The organism is Halorientalis regularis (genome assembly GCF_023698535.1).
Classification (GTDB): Archaea; Halobacteriota; Halobacteria; order Halobacteriales; family Haloarculaceae; genus Halorientalis; species Halorientalis regularis.
In genome coordinates this window covers 136,683-152,472 of the sequence record NZ_JALJCL010000001.1, presented here as the reverse complement: position 1 = coordinate 152,472, position 15,790 = coordinate 136,683, and the positions used below count along the sequence as shown (strand labels likewise).

Here is a 15,790-nt window from a genome sequence, read left to right as displayed (position 1 = left end):
CCCTTCGTGCCGCCTCGACCGATCAGCGACTGCTGTCCTCGCCGTCGCCGGCCGCGTCGCCATCAGTCGTGTCTCCATCGGCCGCGTCGCCGTCGTCGTCGGTGACCGCCTCCGCTTCGGCTTCGGAGACGCGGACGCCCTTCGACGAGAGGTGGCGCATCCGGCGTTGCGCGAAGTCCTCCTCGCGGCTCCCGCGCGTGGCCAGCACGTAGACCAGCGATTTGCCTTCCGGGCGCATGGTCCGTCCGGCACGCTGGGCACCCTGCCGGCGGGAGCCGCCCAGCCCGGAGGCGACGACTGCCAGCTCGGCGTCGGGGAGGTCGATCCCCTCGTCGCCGACCCGGGAGACGATCAGCGTGTCGCGGTCGCTCCGCCGGAACTCGTCGAGGAACCGCTCGCGCTGGCTGTGTGGCATCTCGCCGCTGACGAAGGGCACGTCGAGGGCGGCCGACAGCTCCCGCCCCTGATCGAGGTAGTCACAGAAGACGAGCGCTTTCTTCTCGGGATGGCGGGAGAGAATGTAGCGCGTTTCCGCCACCTTCGCCGGGTTCGACGCCGCCAGCTGTCGGCGCTCGTGGCCGTCGGAACTGACGTACTGGTTGCGCGCGTCCTCGTCGACCCAGGGGACGTACCGGATCTCGACCTCCGGTTCGGCGACGAAGCCGGCCTCGAACAGCGCGTCCCAGTCCGTTCCGATGGGCGGGCCGATCAGCGTGTAGATCTCCTCCTCCTTGTCGTCCTCGCGGACGGGTGAGGAGGAGAGTCCGAGGCGGTGCTTGGTCTGGAGGTCCACACTCCGTCGCGCGACGGCGGCTGGAATGTGGTGGACCTCGTCGTAGATCACCAGCCCCCACTCGCGGCTGTCGAACAGCTGTCGGTGCCGATCCATCCCTGCGGTCTGGTAGGTGGCGATGGTCACTGGCGCGATGGTCTTCTCGCCGCCGTGGTACTCGCCGACCTGCTCCTCGGTCAGCGTCGTCCGCGCGAGGATCTCCTCGTGCCACTGGCTGGCGAGTTCGCGGCTCGGGACGAGGATCAGCGACTCGCCGCCGACGCGGGCCAGGATGCCCAGCGCCGCGACGGTCTTGCCCGCGCCGGGCGGCCCCACCAGCACGCCGGATTTGGACTCCATGAACTCGCTCACCCACTCGTGCTGGTAGTCCCGGAGATCGAGGTCCAGATCGAGGTCGAGCGCTTCGCCGGTGTCCAGATCCCGTTCGTCCTGCACCGGATAGCCCGCCTCGTAGAGGGTCCGCTTGACCTCGGCGACCGCTTCCTCGGCGACCCAGCTCTCCGTGTCGGAGATGGCTGCCCGGAGCTGTCCCTCGTCGAGTTTCTCGCGGGCGACGTTGCCCATCAGCGCGTCCGTGGCGGCTTCGAGGACGACGTAGCCGTCCTCGTGGGTCCGGAGGGTGAACCGGTGGGCGCGTTTCCACTGGTCTTCGATCCACTCCTCCAGGTCGGGCGACCGTTCGGGTAGTACGTCCCTGACGGTGCCGAGCAGGTCGTCGAACTCTTCGTAGGGCGCGCCCCAGATGTCCTCCCGGCGGAGTTCGTACAGGTACCCGCCGCGATGGGTGGTGTCGACGAGGTGGGCGAACTGCGAGAGTTGCGCCCGCGTGAACTGCGTCGGGTGGTCGACGACGATCTCGCGGCGACCCGGGAAGAGTATCACGCGCTCGCGCTCGACCAGCCGCGACCAGTCGGTCGGGTACCAGACTACGGGGTCGGCCGACACGTCGAGTCGGTCGACCGCACGCTCCTCTGCCAGCGCGTCGAGGGCGGTGCTGGCCTCGTCTTGGGTCCAGTCCAGCGCCTGCGCGACGTGGCTTGCGGTGACGACGGGCCGCCCGATCTCCTGGACCACGTCGGCGAACGTCTCGGCGTCGAGCGTGGTGTCGCTGGCCGGTCGGTCACCGTCGGGATGCGTCTCCTCGTCCGTCGTGTCGGTGCCGTCGGACTCGTCGCTGTCGGTCACTACGGGCCGATTGGCGGTGGACGGACAAACGGCTTGCGTCCCGCGAACGTCGGAGAAAGCACCTGGTGTCCCCCGGCGATCACTGGATGTACGACGGATCTTCGCCGTCGCAGTCGGATTCGTGCTGGCGCGCGTCGTCTTTGGCGTCGAACATGAGGCCGCAGGCCTCACATTTGTACCAGGTAACCTCGTCGCGCTGAGTTTGCACGACCATGTGTGTGCGTGGGACGCCCGGCGGTATATGCGTTTCTCCGGGGAAACCTCTTGACGGTGGGGCGACTACGGCCGCGCATGAGTGACGAGCACGGCGTCGAGTTGACCGTCGCCGGCGCGGACAAACGCGACGCCGGCCGGGGCGTGGCCCGCCTCCCCGAACCCGCGCGCCAGCAGCTGGGCGTCCTCAGCGGCGATCCGGTCGTCGTCCGCGGCGAGCGCGAGACCGTCGCGAAGGTCTGGCCGACCGACGACGGCGACGACGTGGTGCGCATCGACGCCGACACGCGAGCCAACGCCGGCGTGAACGTCGGTGACACCGTCACTGTCGCGACCACGTCCGTCGCGGAAGCCAGCATCGTCTCTGTCCGGCCCACCGAGTCACTGCCCGAGGACGGGGACACCGACGCGCTCGTCGCGGACGCCCTGCTCGACCGCCCGATCCGGGAGGGCGAGCGCGTCCACGTCGACGGCCTCGGCGTCGTGGTCGTCTCATTGACCGATCCCGACGGCCCCGTGCGAGTCGTCGAAGACACCGAGGTCACCGTCCTGCCCGGCATCGATCTCGACCTGAGCGACGGTGCCACCGACGGCGACGCAGTTCCGGACGACGCGCCCGACCCCGACGCCGACGCGGCCGCCGGGGCCGGCGAACAGGCGGAAGATCTCGGCTCGACATACGAGGATATCGGCGGCCTCGACGACGAGCTCGACATGGTGCGGGAGATGATCGAACTCCCGCTCTCGGAGCCGGACCTGTTCCGGCGGCTCGGCATCGACCCGCCGAAAGGGGTCCTGCTGTATGGCCCCCCTGGCACCGGGAAGACGCTGATCGCCCGCGCCGTCGCCAACGAGGTCGACGCCCACTTTCAGACCATCTCGGGTCCGGAGGTCGTCTCGAAGTACAAGGGCGAGAGCGAGGAGCGCCTCCGGGAGGCCTTCGAGGAGGCCGAGGCCAACGCACCGGCGATCCTCTTTATCGACGAGATCGACTCCATCGCCGGCCAGCGCGACGAGGACGCCGACATGGAGAATCGCGTGGTCGCGCAACTGCTCACCCTCCTCGACGGGCTGGAAGATCGGGGTCGTGTGGTCGTCATCGGGGCGACCAACCGCGTCGACAGCATCGATCCAGCGCTCCGGCGTGGCGGCCGGTTCGACCGCGAGATCGAGATCGGCGTCCCCGACGAGACGGGCCGCCACGAGATCCTGGCGGTCCACACGCGCGGGATGCCGCTGGACGACGACGTGGACCTCGACTGGCTCTCCGCCCGGACGCACGGGTTCGTCGGCGCGGACCTCCAGTCGCTCGTCACCGAGGCCGCGATGTCCGCGCTCCGGCGCACCCGCGAGGAACCGGTCGTCGCCCGCGAGGACTTCGAGGCGGCGCTGGCGGCGGTCGATCCCTCCGCGATGCGGGAGTACGTCGCCGAGTCGCCAGGCGTCTCCTTCGACGACGTCGGCGGGCTGGCCGAGGCCAAAGACCGGCTCACCGAGGCCGTCGAGTGGCCGCTTTCTTACACGGAACTGTTCGAGGCCACGAAGACCGATCCGCCATCGGGCGTCCTGCTGCACGGCCCGCCCGGGACCGGCAAGACCCTGCTCGCGCGGGCGCTGGCCGGGGAGAGCGACGTGAACTTCATCCACGTCGCCGGCCCGGAGCTGCTCGACAAGTACGTCGGCGAATCGGAGAAGGCCGTTCGGGAGGTCTTCGAGCGGGCCCGGCAGGCCGCCCCCTCCATCGTCTTCTTCGACGAGATCGACGCTATCGCCGGCAGACGGGGCGAGACCGGTGAGGCGACCGAGCGAGTCGTCTCGCAACTCCTGACGGAACTCGACGGGCTGGCCGAGAACCCGAACCTCGTGGTGCTGGCGGCGACGAACCGCCGAGACGCGCTCGATCCCGCCCTGCTTCGCCCTGGTCGGCTGGAGGAACACATCGAGGTCCCCGATCCAGACGCCGACGCTCGCCGGGAGATTCTCGCCGTCCACACCCGGGAGAAACCCATCGCCGGCGACGTGTCTCTGGGGGATCTGGCCGCCGAGACCGAGGGGCTCTCCGGAGCGGAACTCGACGCACTGGTCCGGGACGCCTCGATGCGAGCCATCCGCACGTTCGCCCGCGAACACGGTCCTGCGGAGGCGACCGCCCGCGCCGACGAGGTGGTGATCGGGACCGATCACTTCGAGTCGGCGCTGGCGGAACTGGATCGACGCGACTGACGCCGCGGCGGCCCGTGTTCGGCCCCACGATTCCCGCCCCGTGGGTCTAGCAGGAACATTTATTACAGATTGCGGACTACGCCTACGTGTCACGATGATACCGATAGTACGCGGGCGCTGTTCGCTTCTTTCCTGAGCCGTATCGGTATCGCTTCCAGATCACGCGGTTCGCAGACGTTCACCATGAGTACACGCACACCGACCCCGACGACTCGACCCACGACCACCGGTGACGAGACAGGCGGCGCACCGCTGACGTTCGCGACCGACAACGAGGTCCCGATCACGGGGCTGTTCGACGCCGAGAGCGACCAGCACTGAACCGGTCCGGTTTCTCTCAGGCGAGCCCGAGCGTCGACAGTCCGTCGAAGACCACGAGGAAGTAGTACAGCTGTACCAGCCCGGCCAGCACGACGACGAGACCTGCGACCTGCGAGATCCGGCCGGTCGCCGCGGACAGCCGTTTCAGGACGGCGTCCCGGCCAAACGCGGTCGCAGTCGTGACGCTGATCATCAGGACGCTCATGCCGGCGGCGTACGCGCCCAGCGTCGCCACCGTCGTGACGGGGCCGGTCGTCACCGCGGCGAAGGCCACACCGAGAAAGAGCGGGGCGGTACACCCTGCGGCCGCCGCGGCGTAGACCACACCGAACAGGACGTAGCCCGCCGCCGAGCGCCGACGTTCGGGCAAGGGGACGTGGAGCGTCGTCGCCCGGAACCGCCCGGTCGCCATCATGCCGCCGACGGCGATCAGCGCGAGGCCGACGATCAGTTCCAGCGCCGCGATGTTCTCGACGATGCGTGGCCCGACCGCGGCGAGCAAGAGCGCGAGCGCGCCGTACACCAGCGCGAACCCGAGGCTCACCAGCAGGCCCACGCCGACCGCGCGACCGAGGCGGCGCGGCACCGACCCCGTCGATCCACCGTCCTCGGACGTCCCGAGGTAGTAGGCGACGTACCCGGGCAGGAGGGGGAACGCACAGGGTGCGAAGAAGGTGCCCGTCCCCAGTGTGAACGCGTAGGTCAGCCGGGCCACCCCGAGGTCCGTCACTGCCGGGCCGCCTCCAGTTCCGTCTCGATGGTCGCCGCCGCCGCGAGCCCCTTGTGCCGCCAGGTCTCGGCCCCGTCGGCGTCGACGACCAGCATCGTCGGCAGTGCCCGCACGTCGTAGACCGGTCCCGTCTCGACCTCGGGGTCCATCGCGACGGGCCAGGTCCCGTCGTACTCCCGCCAGAACGACCGGACCGTGGCCGCATCCCGTTCCCAGGTGATCGACAGCATGTGCACGTCCGGGAACGCCGACCGGACCTCGCGCAACTCCGCCATCTGTGGCTTGCAGGGGGCGCAGTACGTCGCGAAGAAATCGAGCAGGGTCACGGTCCCGTCGGGTACGACCGCCATCGTCTCGCCGGGGGAGCCACCAACGTCGAGGGTGTCGAGCGTTTGCGCGCCGTCTCCGGTGCCGGCGTCGCCATCACCGCTCGCGCCCGGCCCATCGCGCGACCCGGGCAACTGGGTACACCCACTCAGTGCCGTCACTGCGGCCCCGGTGGCGGTCAGGAACGTCCGACGGTCGTACCCGCGCATACCCGGACCTCGGGGCCGGGCGTAAAAAAAAGGCGCGTCATCGTGAGCGAGGGGTACACGACCGGTAGCGCCACCGAACGGCCGCTCCGGAGACCGAACCGTTGATTAGTCGGCGTCCGGACACCAGGTCTATGACCGACACTGTCGAGCGGGCGAGCGTGGGGGCCGGACTCGTCGCTCCGGTCCTGTCGTTCGTCGGCGTCCTACTCGCGACCGTCGTCTCGCCGTCGTTCGCGTGGACCGGCAACGCACTCTCCGACCTGGGCGGGCCGACCGGACCCGTCGCGACGGACCTCACCCGACTCCTGTTCAACGGGGGCCTCATCTCGGGCGGGGTCGTCGCCCTCGGATTCGGATACGCCATGTTCCTGGCCGCGCGCAATCTCGTCGAGCTCGCGGGCATCGGGCTGTTCGGGCTCACCTCGCTCTCGATGGCGCTGATCGGCGTGTTCCCGCTCCCGCAGGACGCTCACTTTTTCGTCGCCGTCTCCTTCTACGTCCTCCTGTCGCTCGCGCTGTGGGTGTATGGAGCCGGGAACTTCCTGGCCGGTGACCGGACTCGCGGCGGTGTGACGGTTGGACTCGGGGTTTTGAACACCGGTGCGTGGGCCGTGTGGATTTCGACCGGGGAGTTCAGCCGGCCGGGGCTGGCCCTGCCGGAGGTCGTCGGCGCGGCGGCACTGGCCGGCTGGACCGTCGCGACGGCGCTGTGGGTCCGACGACGGCTCGGACACGCGTCCTGACACTCCTTTCAGGTCGCCATCGCCAAAGATAATGTGAGCGATACGTTTACAAAAGACGATTGCCGATAGGGTGATATGCGAAAACGAGTTCTCGTGACGCTGGCGCTGACTCTCGTCGTCGCCCTCGCGGGCTGTACGGGGGGTCCCTCCGGTGGGGAGGGAACGACCACGGACGCAGGGACAGATTCGGCGGACGCGAACGAGGCGGCGCTCGACGCGACGACTGCGACGGTGACTTCCTTCGCCTACCCGGCCGGAGCCACGCCGTCCGGCATCGAGAACGTCACGACTCTGCTCGACGAACACGAGGCCGCGCTCTCTGGGTCGAGCGTCACCCTCTCGGGGACCAAGGGGTTCTCGGCCGGCGGCAGTGAAAGCTCCGCCAGCGCGGGCATCGAGTACACGATCGCACACGAAGCGAGCAGTAACGAGACGCTGACGCGGATCGTCGGCGGCGGCTCCGGTGATACCTTCACGTCGTACGTCACGGACGGAACGGCGGCGTACCGGGTCGAGGGGGCCGCCGGCGTCGAGTACGGCGCCGTCTCGACGGCGGTCGACGCGCCGTTTGCGGACACCGCGCCCGACAGCTTCACCGGCCGAGCACTGTTGCGGACCATCTTGGGTTCCGGCGAGTACAACGCGACCGATGTGGTCACCCGCAATGGGACCGAACTCGTCCGTTACGACCTCGAAACCGTGGTTTCGACGCCCGACGCGAAACTGAACATCGGGAGCGACACGCAGGTCGAGGGAACGGTGTTCGTCGACTCCGAGGGCATCATCCACGAGGCCTCCTTCAGCGCGACCTCCGGGTCCGACCGGGGCCTCTCGTTCGGCTACGAGGCCAGCGCGGTCTTCTCCGATATCGGGTCCACGACGGTCGAGGAACCGGACTGGCTCGGCGAGGTCTAGTCGTAGCGGGCGGCGAACTCGGTGATGTTCTCGTCGGGGCCGGCGACGATCACGTCGTCCCCGTCCTGGATCTCGAATTCGGGCGCGAGGTCGGTGATGACGGCACCGTTGCGTTCGACGGCGATCACGGTACAGCCGGTCTCGGCGCGGATGTCGGCCCCGGCGAGGGTCTCGCCGACGAGTTTCCCCGCGTCGAACCGGACCACTTCGACCTGTTTATCGTAGGAGATGATGTCTTCCTCGAAGATCGTCGAGGCGAGCATCCGGCCGCTGACGGTCGCCAGCGCGAGGACGTAGTCCGCACCGGCCTGGTAGAGTTTGCGGACGCTTTCGGTCTGGTCGGCGCGGGCGATGATCTCGACCTCGGGGTTGAGCTGGCGGACCACCAGCGCCGCGAAGATCGTCATGGTGTCCGAGGACAGCGCGAGGATGACCGTACTCGCCTCGTCGACGCCGGCTTCCCGGAGGACCTCCTTCTCGGTCACGTCACCGACGATGTCGACACCCTCGTAGTCTTCTTTGTCGACGGTCGTACAGGGCACCCCCTCGGCCGTGACGCGCTCTTTGACGGTCGACCCGACCTCGCCGTGGCCACAGATGACGACGTGACCCCGGCGGCGGCGGCGCTTGTCCGAGAGCGTCATCTCCTTGAGCGGTTCGAGCTGGCGCTCGTGCCCGGCGACCAGCAGGATCGTCTGCTCGTCGAGCCGTGCGTCGAGCGAGGGTGGACTGACGAACTCGCCGCGGAACCACGCGCCGATGACGTTCGCGCCGGTGCGCTCACGGATGCCGCTCTCGGCGATGGTCTCGCCGACCAGTTCACTGCCGGCCATCACCGGCAGTTCGACGATCTCGAAGTCCTCGCCGATCTCGACGGCGTCGCCCACCTCGGCGGTGATGCCGGTGGTCACCTTGCTCGCGAGGCTCTCGCCGATGAGTCGTCTGGGCGAGTACACCTGATCGGCCCCGGCATACCGGTGATACGTCGCGATGTCGGGGTCCTCGACGAAGGTGATACACCGCACGTCGGGCGCGGCGGCTTTGGCCGTCAGAACGATACTGGCGTTGGTCGAGTCGTCCACGTCCGCGACCAGCGCCCGCGCTGATTCCAGATTCACCGCTTCGAGCGTCTCCATCGACTCCGGATCGCCGTGGACGACCTCGATGCCCTCCTCGACCAGCTCCGCGGCACGGTCACGGTCCGGTTCGAGGACGACGTACGGCACCTCGTACACGTCCAGTTCGTCGATGAGCATGTCGATCCGCGGAGAGTACGCACAGATGACGACGTGATCCTCGACGCCCTCGGCTTCCGTCGGCGGCGTCGTGGAGATCGTCTCCTCGAACAGCGGGAACAACAGCACTGGCAAGGCCAGAAATATCAGGACCACGCCGGTCAGGTCCATGACGATGACGAGCAGGTTCGTCTGCCAGGTGTCCCACGACGAGGCGTCCGAGCCGAATCCGGTCGTCGTGAACGTCTCGACGACGATCTGAAGCGAGCGCAGAAAAGTGCGGTCGATCCCCTCGAAGGTCGCCATCGCCCAGTGATAGACCAGCGCGTAACCCAGCATGATCCCACCGAGTGCGAGGAGATAGTATCCCGTCCGACGCTGCCACGTGTCCATCGCTATCGGTCCCAACGAACAGCCTCCCCTTACGCTTTCTGACCCCGAATGGAGTCGAGTCACCCGCCGCCTTTTTGCACTCCTGTGCCCATGTCAACGTGTGCCACGAGAGATTACCCACGAGGCCACCGGCCCGAAGATCGTCGACGAGGACGACATCGGAGAAAAAGGCGACATCGCGATCTGCATGTGCGGGTTGTCGGGCGACTACCCGTTCTGTGACGGCTCTCACCGGGCGACCGCCGACGAGGACGACGGGAAACTGTACAAGTACGAGGGCGACGACGACGAGAACACGCGCCACGAAATCGCGGAGATGGTATTCACCGACTCGGACTAGTGACCGAGCGGCGCGCCCGTTACTTGCCTTCGAACTCGGGTTCCTGATCGGTTACGAAGGCGGTGATCCCTTCGCTCAGGTCCTCGGTGTCGAGCAGGTGACCGAACGCGCTGGCCTCCAGTTCGAGGCCGGCCTCCATGTTGTCCCACCCCTCACGCATGGCGCGTTTGGTGTACTTCTGGGCGATGGGCGGGCCGCCGGCGACGTTCGCGGCGAATTCGAGCCCCTGCTCCTCGAACTCGTCGTCGTCGTAGACCTCGTGGACGAAACCGAGCTCGTGCATGCGCTCGGCGGGGATGCGCTCGGCGGTGAAGACGACGTACTTGGCGGCGCTCTCGCCGATGAGTCGCTGGAGGCGCTGGGTGCCGCCCCATCCGGGCAGGAGGCCGAGGTTGTGCTCGGGCAGCCCCATCTCCGAGGACTCGCTGGCGACCCGGAGGTCGGCACACATCGAGAGTTCGAGGCCGCCGCCGAGGGCGTAGCCATCGATGCCAGCGATCACGGGCAGGTCGCTCTCGCGGAACTTGCCGAACACGCGCTGGCCGTACCGGGAGTGTTCGACGCCCTCGCGGTTGTCCATCGCGCCGTTAGAGGACACGTCCGCGCCCGCGGAGAACGCCTTCTCCCCCTCGCCGGTGATATAGATGGCCCGGACCCCCTCGTGGTCTTCGAGTACGTCGACGGCCTCGTCCAGTTCCTCGAGCATCGTCGCGCTGACGGTGTTCATGTCCTCGGGCCGGTCCAGCACGAGGTGGCCGACGTAGTTCCCGGGCGTCTCGATGCGAATCGTCTCGAAATCGGTGTCGATGTCAGTCATGCTGATCCCCCGTGGACCGCGTGGTCCACTCTGTGGAACTGGTGTGCCCACTACCGGCCTAACCCTTTAGCGTCGGATGTGTGGGAATTGAAGATCAGTGGCTAAAGCCCCGGCAATCCTTTTCTCACTGGCCCGACACCACTCGGGGGATGACCGCCATCGAGACGGAGGAGTTGACCAAGCGCTACGGCGACGTGTCGGCGCTGGTCGACCTCTCACTGACCGTCCCCGACGGCGAACTGTTCGCCCTGCTGGGTCCGAACGGCTCGGGAAAGACTACCACCATCGAGATCCTGACCGGGCAACTGGAACCCACCTCGGGCACGGCCTCGGTTCTGGGTCACGATCCGGTGACGGATCCACTCGCAGTCCGGGGGTCGGTCGGCATCCTCCCCGAACGCGAGGACCCGCCGAGCTTTCTGACGCCCCGGGAGTATCTGGAGTTCGTCGGGAGCGTCCGGGACCTCGACGACGTGACCGCTCGCATCGACGAGTGGGCCGAGCGCTTCGAGTTCGCCGGCCTGCTCGACACGCTCTCGACTGACCTCTCGGAGGGGGAACGCCAGCGGGTCATGCTCGCGGCCGCGTTCGTCCACGAACCCGACCTCGTGTTCATCGACGAGCCACTGGTCAACCTCGATCCGCTGATGCAAGAACAGATCAAGGGCCACTTCCGGGAGTACGTCGAGCGCGGGAATACGGTCTTTCTCTCGACGCATTTCATCGAGGTGGCCGAAGAACTCTGTACGCGGGTCGCCATCGTCAGCGACGGCCGCCTCGTGGCCGAGCGTGACCCCCGCGAACTGGGCGAGGGCGAGCGCCTGCTCGACGTGTTCCGGACGGAAGTGAACGACGCCGACACGCCGGCCGGGCCGGCCCAGCACTGACGATGTCGCTCACGACCGACCTGTTCCGGCGGATGCTTCGCGAGGAGTGGCGACTCCACGAACACCTCTTTGGCGGCCGGCGGTTCGCCGCCTTCCCCGTGGCCGTCGCCGTCCTCTCGGCCGGCGGATTCGCGTTGCTCTCCTATACGGGCACGGACTTCGGCGCGATCGTCGCCGGCCTGCACGGCCTGCTCTTTTTCTTCGGCCTCCAGGTCGGGACCATCGGTCTCGTGGGGCGGGACGCACTACGTGACGCGCTGGGCGACGTGACGCTGCTCGTGTTCTCGGCCCGAACGCTCCCGGTGTCGTGGAATCGCCTGCTCGCCGTCTTCCTCTGGAAGGACCTGGTCTACTACACCGGCTTCTTCATCGCTCCTATTGGCATCGCGGCGGTGCCGACGGCGCTCGACGCGGGTAACGCCCCGGATCGGATCGCCCTGCTGTGGCTGACGCTGATGGGGGCGTTCGCGCTGGGCGTGACGCTCTCGCTGACGCTGGCGGGCGCGGCGACCCGGAGCCGCTGGCTGGTCGTCGTCCCGGTCGCGCTCGTGGTCGCCGCCGTTCTCTGGCCGGGCATCGACGCGCTGGCGTACACGCCGTACGCGCTCTACCGGGCCCCCTCGGCGCTGGCGGCGGTCCGCGGGTTCGCCCCCGTCGCGGTCTTCGGCGTCCTGGGTCCCGTCCTGTTCCGCCCGGCCGATAGCGGGGCCTATCGAACGGCCAGCGAGCGGTTTACGACCCTCGAGTCGTGGCTCCGGGACGACGACGGCCTGACGACGCGGGCCCTGCTGGAGGTGAGCCGCTCCAGTGGCTCCGTCTGGAAGGTCCTGTTCTCGATGGGTGTCCTGTTCGCCGTGACGGCCCTGCTCCTGAAACAGATCACGGCCGCCACGGGGCTCCAGCCCGCGCCCGGGGTGGCGTTCGGCACCCTGCTCGGTCTGGGGTCGTTCACCACCTACAGCTGGGTGACGCAGTTCGACAGCGCCGACGAGTACCTGCGGTATCCGGTGTCGGTCGCGACCGTCTTCGCCGCGAAACGACGGGCGTATCTCCTGCTCTCGGTGCCGACTGGCCTCGTCTCCCTCGCCATCGCGGCGGTCTGGTACGACCCGGTGGCGCTGGTCCCGGGCCTCGTCGTCCTCCCACTGCTGTCGGTGTACGTCTTCGGCGTGACGGCGTTCGTCGCTGGACTCTCGCCGACGGAACTCCTGTTCGACACGCCCCGGTTCCTGGCCTTCGGGGCGGCGCTGTCGGTGGTCGCCATGCCCTTGCTGGTGGCGGCGCTGGTCGAACCCGCGTTCGGGCCGGGGGCGACCGTCGCCGCGGTCGCGCTCGCGGCGGTCGCCGCCGTCGTCGGCATCGCTCTCCAGCGACGGGCCGGACCGCGGTGGGAGCGGCGGCTTCGGGGCTAAAATCGCCCGAGGATATTTGACAGTGGACGAATTTGTTGTGAGTAGTACGTATGGCCAGTCTGTCCGTCGTCTCGCGCTATGTGTGTCGTCTTCTCACGGAGGAGCCGAGCCATGACTGACGATATTCGTGTGCTGGTCGTCGACGACAGCGAGTTCTTCGCCGAGATGACCGCCGAGACTCTCTCGGAGGAGCACGGCATGGAGTCCCACCGGGCGACCGGTGCCGACGAGGCGATGGACGTGCTGGCCGACGCCGAGATCGACTGCATCGTCAGCGACTACGAGATGCCCGGCCCGAACGGTCTGGAGCTGATGGAGATGGTCGGGGCCGAACATGGGGACATACCGTTCATCCTGCTGACCGGTCGCGGAACCGAGGAGATCGCCAGCGAGGCCATCTCCGCGGGCGTCGACGACTACATCCTCAAACTCGAAGTCGTCGAGGACCAGCAGTACCAGCAGCTGGCCAACCGGATCACGAGCGCCGTCGACCAGCAGCGGACCCAGCAGCGCTACGAACTGCTCGTCGACAACACCCCCGACGTGGTCGCACAGGTCGAACAAGACGGGGAGATCGTCGCCGCCAACCCCGCCATGGCGGCTCTCGCGGGTGTCGGCCGTGACTCGCTCCGGGGGGCCGCCCTCACCGAGCAGTTCCCCGAGACGGGCGAGTCGTGGCTCGCGGCCGGGCAGGCGGTACTCGAAACCGGCGAGTCTCGGACCTTCGAGAGCGAGATCGACGGCCGGCACTTCCACAACATCGTCGTCCCGGTGGACATCCGGACCGAACGGGACACCTTCCAGTTGATCGCTCGCGACGTGACCGAGCGGACCGAGCGGGCCCAAGAACTCAAGCGGAAGAACGAGCGGCTCGACCGCTTCGCGAGTATGGTCTCACACGACCTCCAGGGCCCGCTCGACATCGCGACGATGAACGCCAAACTGCTGGCCGAGGAGTTCGACGAGAATCCGGAGGAACTCGACGCGATCCAGCGCTCGCACGACCGAATGGAGCGGCTCATCGAGGACGTGCTGACGCTGGCCCGGCAGGGTGACACCGTCGACGACCCCGTGGCGACGACCATCGGGACGGCCGCCAAGAAGGTGTGGCCGTACGTCGACGCGGAGGGCACGGACCTCGTGGTGGAGACGGACGCGGAGATCATGGCCGACGACGCGCGCCTGCAGGAACTCCTGAGCAACCTGTTTCGCAACGCCACCACCCACGGTGGTGCGGACACGGTACGGGTTGGTACGTTCGCGGACGGCTCCAGCGACGACGAGGCGTCCATCGCCTTCTACGTCGCCGACGACGGATCGGGCATCCCGAAAGACGATTACGAGACGGTGTTCGAGACGGGCTTCTCGACGGCCGGGGATGGGACCGGGTTCGGCCTGGCCATCGTCGACCAGATCGCCGACGCCCACGGCTGGACGGTCGGCGTCTGCGAGAGCGGGGCTGGCGGCGCGCGGTTCGACGTGACCGGCGTCGACCCGGCCTGAGCCGCCCGCCGACGCCCCGCTCCGGACCGCGACCGTTATGCCGATTCCGTCCGTGAACTGGGACGATGACATATCGCGGCGTGGTGCTCGATCTCGACGGGACGGTCTACCGTGGCAACGAACTCCTGCCCGGCGCGGCCGAGACGGTCGACGCGGTCCGGGCCCGCGATATCTCGCTGTGCTGTTGCTCGAACAACCCCACCAAGACCCGCGCCGAGTACGTCGACCGACTCGCCGGTATGGGTGTCGAAATCGACGAACACGAGGTCCTCTCGGCCGGGACAGTCACGACCGACTACCTCGTCGCGGAACACGCCGGCGACGACTGTTTCCTGATCGGATCGCCGGGCCTGCGCGACCAGTTGGCCGACGCCGGTGTCTCCCTGATCGACGACCCGACCGCCGCCGACGTGGTCGTCGCCTCCTGGGACCGCGAATTCGACTACGACGACATGACCGACGGCCTCCGCGCGCTGGACGACCCGACGACGGTCTTCGTCGGCTCTGACCCCGACCGGACCGTCCCGGCCTCGGGCGGCCGCTCGGTCCCGGGCTCGGGTGCGATCATCGGCGCGGTCGCGGCCGTCGCCGACCGCGAGCCGGACCGCGTGATGGGCAAGCCCTCCCCGGAAGCTATCGACGCAGTCAGGGAGTCCCTCGGCGTCTCGCCCGGCGAGTGCCTGCTCGTCGGCGACCGCCTCGACACCGACATCGCGATGGGCGAACGCGCCGGGATGACGACCGCCCTCGTGCTGACCGGGGCCGCCGACCGCGACGACGTGGCCGACGCCGACGTGACGCCCGATCACGTCCTCGAGACCATCGGCGACGTGCCCGACCTGCTGGGCTGAGGCCGTTCCCGACCGTCTCCCTGCCGGCTAGGTTTATGCTTGTGCCGTCCGTTAGCACATCCCGTGTTCCAGCCGGACACGGATCCATTATGACTGGCAAGCAGATCCTCATGATCGTCGGCGACTTCGGGGAAGACTACGAGACGATGGTGCCGTTCCAGGCGCTCCAGGCGGTCGGCCACGAGGTCGACGCGGTCTGTCCGGACAAGGAAGCGGGCGACACGTGCAAGACGGCGATCCACGACTTCCGTGGCGATCAGACCTACATGGAAGCCCGGGGGCACGACTTCGCGGTGACGGAGACGATGGCCGCCATCGACCCCGCCGACTACGACGCGCTGGTCGTTCCCGGCGGTCGGGCACCCGAGTACCTGCGCACACACGAGGAAGTCATCGAGGCGGTCCAGCACTTCTTCGAGGCCGGCAAACCCGTCGCGGCGCTGTGTCACGGGCCACAGATCCTGGCCGCCGCGGACGTGCTGGACGGCTACGCGATGACGACCTATCCTGCCGTCCGGGCCGAGGTCGAAGCCGCGGGCTGTTCGTGGGTCGACGGGGTGACACGGGACCGGAACCTCGTCACCGGGCAGGACTGGAGCGACCACGTCGAGTGGCTCTCGGAGTTCCTCGACATGCTCGGCACCGACATCGAACACGGCGAACCGGTCGCGCCCGCGGACGACTGACCCCTCG

16 protein-coding genes are annotated in these 15,790 nt (G+C 68.2%); 10 read left to right on the top strand and 6 right to left on the bottom strand.

Annotation, left to right across the window (positions count from 1 at the left end; all coding sequences use genetic code 11):
• Positions 1 to 22: 22 nt before the first annotated feature.
• Both MU521_RS00790 and MU521_RS21345 read right to left on the bottom strand, forming a co-directional pair.
• Positions 23 to 1,978 carry a DEAD/DEAH box helicase gene (locus MU521_RS00790; RefSeq protein ID WP_092687016.1) on the bottom strand — a complete coding sequence of 652 codons (1,956 nt, stop codon included), beginning with the start codon at positions 1,976 to 1,978 and terminating at the stop codon, positions 23 to 25.
• Positions 1,979 to 2,057: 79 nt separating this feature from the next.
• On the bottom strand, positions 2,058 to 2,192 hold the full coding sequence (locus tag MU521_RS21345; RefSeq protein WP_281186977.1) for a DUF7128 family protein: 135 nt from the start codon (positions 2,190 to 2,192) through the stop codon (positions 2,058 to 2,060).
• A 77-nt stretch (positions 2,193 to 2,269) separates the two neighbouring features.
• On the opposite strand from MU521_RS21345, the gene MU521_RS00785 reads away from it, so the two are divergent.
• Positions 2,270 to 4,414, top strand: coding sequence for an AAA family ATPase (locus MU521_RS00785; RefSeq protein WP_092687019.1), 2,145 nt, complete (start codon positions 2,270 to 2,272; stop codon positions 4,412 to 4,414).
• A gap of 183 nt (positions 4,415 to 4,597) precedes the next feature.
• Positions 4,598 to 4,735 carry a hypothetical protein gene (locus MU521_RS00780; protein WP_175452737.1) on the top strand — a complete coding sequence of 46 codons (138 nt, stop codon included), beginning with the start codon at positions 4,598 to 4,600 and terminating at the stop codon, positions 4,733 to 4,735.
• Positions 4,736 to 4,751: 16 nt separating this feature from the next.
• Here MU521_RS00780 and MU521_RS00775 read toward each other — a convergent pair whose 3' ends face one another.
• Positions 4,752 to 5,465, bottom strand: a complete 714-nt coding sequence (locus MU521_RS00775; protein WP_092687022.1) for a cytochrome c biogenesis CcdA family protein — start codon at positions 5,463 to 5,465, stop codon at positions 4,752 to 4,754.
• Positions 5,462 to 6,001: a TlpA family protein disulfide reductase gene (locus MU521_RS00770; protein ID WP_092687025.1), complete on the bottom strand. Its 540-nt coding sequence runs from the start codon at positions 5,999 to 6,001 to the stop codon at positions 5,462 to 5,464. Before MU521_RS00770 ends, MU521_RS00775 begins: the two co-directional genes overlap by 4 nt.
• Before the next feature lie 131 nt (positions 6,002 to 6,132).
• On the opposite strand from MU521_RS00770, the gene MU521_RS00765 reads away from it, so the two are divergent.
• Both MU521_RS00765 and MU521_RS00760 read left to right on the top strand, forming a co-directional pair.
• Positions 6,133 to 6,744: a DUF998 domain-containing protein gene (locus tag MU521_RS00765; protein ID WP_092687029.1), complete on the top strand. Its 612-nt coding sequence runs from the start codon at positions 6,133 to 6,135 to the stop codon at positions 6,742 to 6,744.
• A gap of 75 nt (positions 6,745 to 6,819) precedes the next feature.
• Positions 6,820 to 7,659 carry a DUF7537 family lipoprotein gene (locus MU521_RS00760; RefSeq protein ID WP_092687032.1) on the top strand — a complete coding sequence of 280 codons (840 nt, stop codon included), beginning with the start codon at positions 6,820 to 6,822 and terminating at the stop codon, positions 7,657 to 7,659.
• Here the strand turns inward: MU521_RS00760 and MU521_RS00755 are convergent.
• Positions 7,656 to 9,287 carry a potassium channel family protein gene (locus MU521_RS00755; protein WP_092687035.1) on the bottom strand — a complete coding sequence of 544 codons (1,632 nt, stop codon included), beginning with the start codon at positions 9,285 to 9,287 and terminating at the stop codon, positions 7,656 to 7,658. The genes MU521_RS00760 and MU521_RS00755 overlap by 4 nt on opposite strands.
• Before the next feature lie 100 nt (positions 9,288 to 9,387).
• Here MU521_RS00755 and MU521_RS00750 point away from each other — a divergent pair, with 100 nt between their 5' ends.
• A complete protein-coding gene (locus tag MU521_RS00750) occupies positions 9,388 to 9,627 on the top strand; it encodes a CDGSH iron-sulfur domain-containing protein (protein WP_092687038.1) in 240 nt (79 codons plus the stop codon).
• Positions 9,628 to 9,646: 19 nt separating this feature from the next.
• On the opposite strand, the gene MU521_RS00745 is transcribed toward MU521_RS00750, so the two are convergent.
• The gene (locus MU521_RS00745) at positions 9,647 to 10,444 is read right to left on the bottom strand and encodes an enoyl-CoA hydratase/isomerase family protein (RefSeq protein WP_092687041.1); all 798 of its coding nucleotides are present in this window, start codon (positions 10,442 to 10,444) and stop codon (positions 9,647 to 9,649) included.
• Positions 10,445 to 10,593: 149 nt separating this feature from the next.
• Between MU521_RS00745 and MU521_RS00740 the strand changes: the two genes are divergently transcribed.
• The 5 genes from MU521_RS00740 to MU521_RS00720 all read left to right on the top strand — a co-directional run bounded on the left by MU521_RS00740 (position 10,594) and on the right by MU521_RS00720 (position 15,783).
• Positions 10,594 to 11,331 carry an ABC transporter ATP-binding protein gene (locus tag MU521_RS00740; protein ID WP_092687044.1) on the top strand — a complete coding sequence of 246 codons (738 nt, stop codon included), beginning with the start codon at positions 10,594 to 10,596 and terminating at the stop codon, positions 11,329 to 11,331.
• Between the two features lie 2 nt (positions 11,332 to 11,333).
• Positions 11,334 to 12,743 (top strand): hypothetical protein, encoded by a 1,410-nt coding sequence (locus tag MU521_RS00735; protein ID WP_092687047.1) that lies wholly within the window; start codon positions 11,334 to 11,336, stop codon positions 12,741 to 12,743.
• 111 nt (positions 12,744 to 12,854) lie between these two features.
• Positions 12,855 to 14,246, top strand: coding sequence for a sensor histidine kinase (locus MU521_RS00730; protein WP_092687050.1), 1,392 nt, complete (start codon positions 12,855 to 12,857; stop codon positions 14,244 to 14,246).
• Between the two features lie 65 nt (positions 14,247 to 14,311).
• Positions 14,312 to 15,097, top strand: a complete 786-nt coding sequence (locus tag MU521_RS00725; protein WP_092687053.1) for an HAD-IIA family hydrolase — start codon at positions 14,312 to 14,314, stop codon at positions 15,095 to 15,097.
• A gap of 89 nt (positions 15,098 to 15,186) precedes the next feature.
• On the top strand, positions 15,187 to 15,783 hold the full coding sequence (locus tag MU521_RS00720) for a DJ-1/PfpI family protein (RefSeq protein ID WP_092687056.1): 597 nt from the start codon (positions 15,187 to 15,189) through the stop codon (positions 15,781 to 15,783).
• Positions 15,784 to 15,790: the final 7 nt, after the last annotated feature.

Coding starts and splice junctions, on each gene's coding strand:
- MU521_RS21345 (WP_281186977.1), bottom strand. CDS start 2,192: ATGGTCGTGCAAACTCAGCGCGACGAGGTTACCTGGTACAAATGTGAG.
- MU521_RS00785 (WP_092687019.1), top strand. CDS start 2,270: ATGAGTGACGAGCACGGCGTCGAGTTGACCGTCGCCGGCGCGGACAAA.
- MU521_RS00780 (WP_175452737.1), top strand. CDS start 4,598: ATGAGTACACGCACACCGACCCCGACGACTCGACCCACGACCACCGGT.
- MU521_RS00770 (WP_092687025.1), bottom strand. CDS start 6,001: ATGCGCGGGTACGACCGTCGGACGTTCCTGACCGCCACCGGGGCCGCA.
- MU521_RS00765 (WP_092687029.1), top strand. CDS start 6,133: ATGACCGACACTGTCGAGCGGGCGAGCGTGGGGGCCGGACTCGTCGCT.
- MU521_RS00760 (WP_092687032.1), top strand. CDS start 6,820: ATGCGAAAACGAGTTCTCGTGACGCTGGCGCTGACTCTCGTCGTCGCC.
- MU521_RS00755 (WP_092687035.1), bottom strand. CDS start 9,287: ATGGACACGTGGCAGCGTCGGACGGGATACTATCTCCTCGCACTCGGT.
- MU521_RS00745 (WP_092687041.1), bottom strand. CDS start 10,444: ATGACTGACATCGACACCGATTTCGAGACGATTCGCATCGAGACGCCC.
- MU521_RS00740 (WP_092687044.1), top strand. CDS start 10,594: ATGACCGCCATCGAGACGGAGGAGTTGACCAAGCGCTACGGCGACGTG.
- MU521_RS00735 (WP_092687047.1), top strand. CDS start 11,334: ATGTCGCTCACGACCGACCTGTTCCGGCGGATGCTTCGCGAGGAGTGG.
- MU521_RS00730 (WP_092687050.1), top strand. CDS start 12,855: ATGACTGACGATATTCGTGTGCTGGTCGTCGACGACAGCGAGTTCTTC.
- MU521_RS00725 (WP_092687053.1), top strand. CDS start 14,312: ATGACATATCGCGGCGTGGTGCTCGATCTCGACGGGACGGTCTACCGT.
- MU521_RS00720 (WP_092687056.1), top strand. CDS start 15,187: ATGACTGGCAAGCAGATCCTCATGATCGTCGGCGACTTCGGGGAAGAC.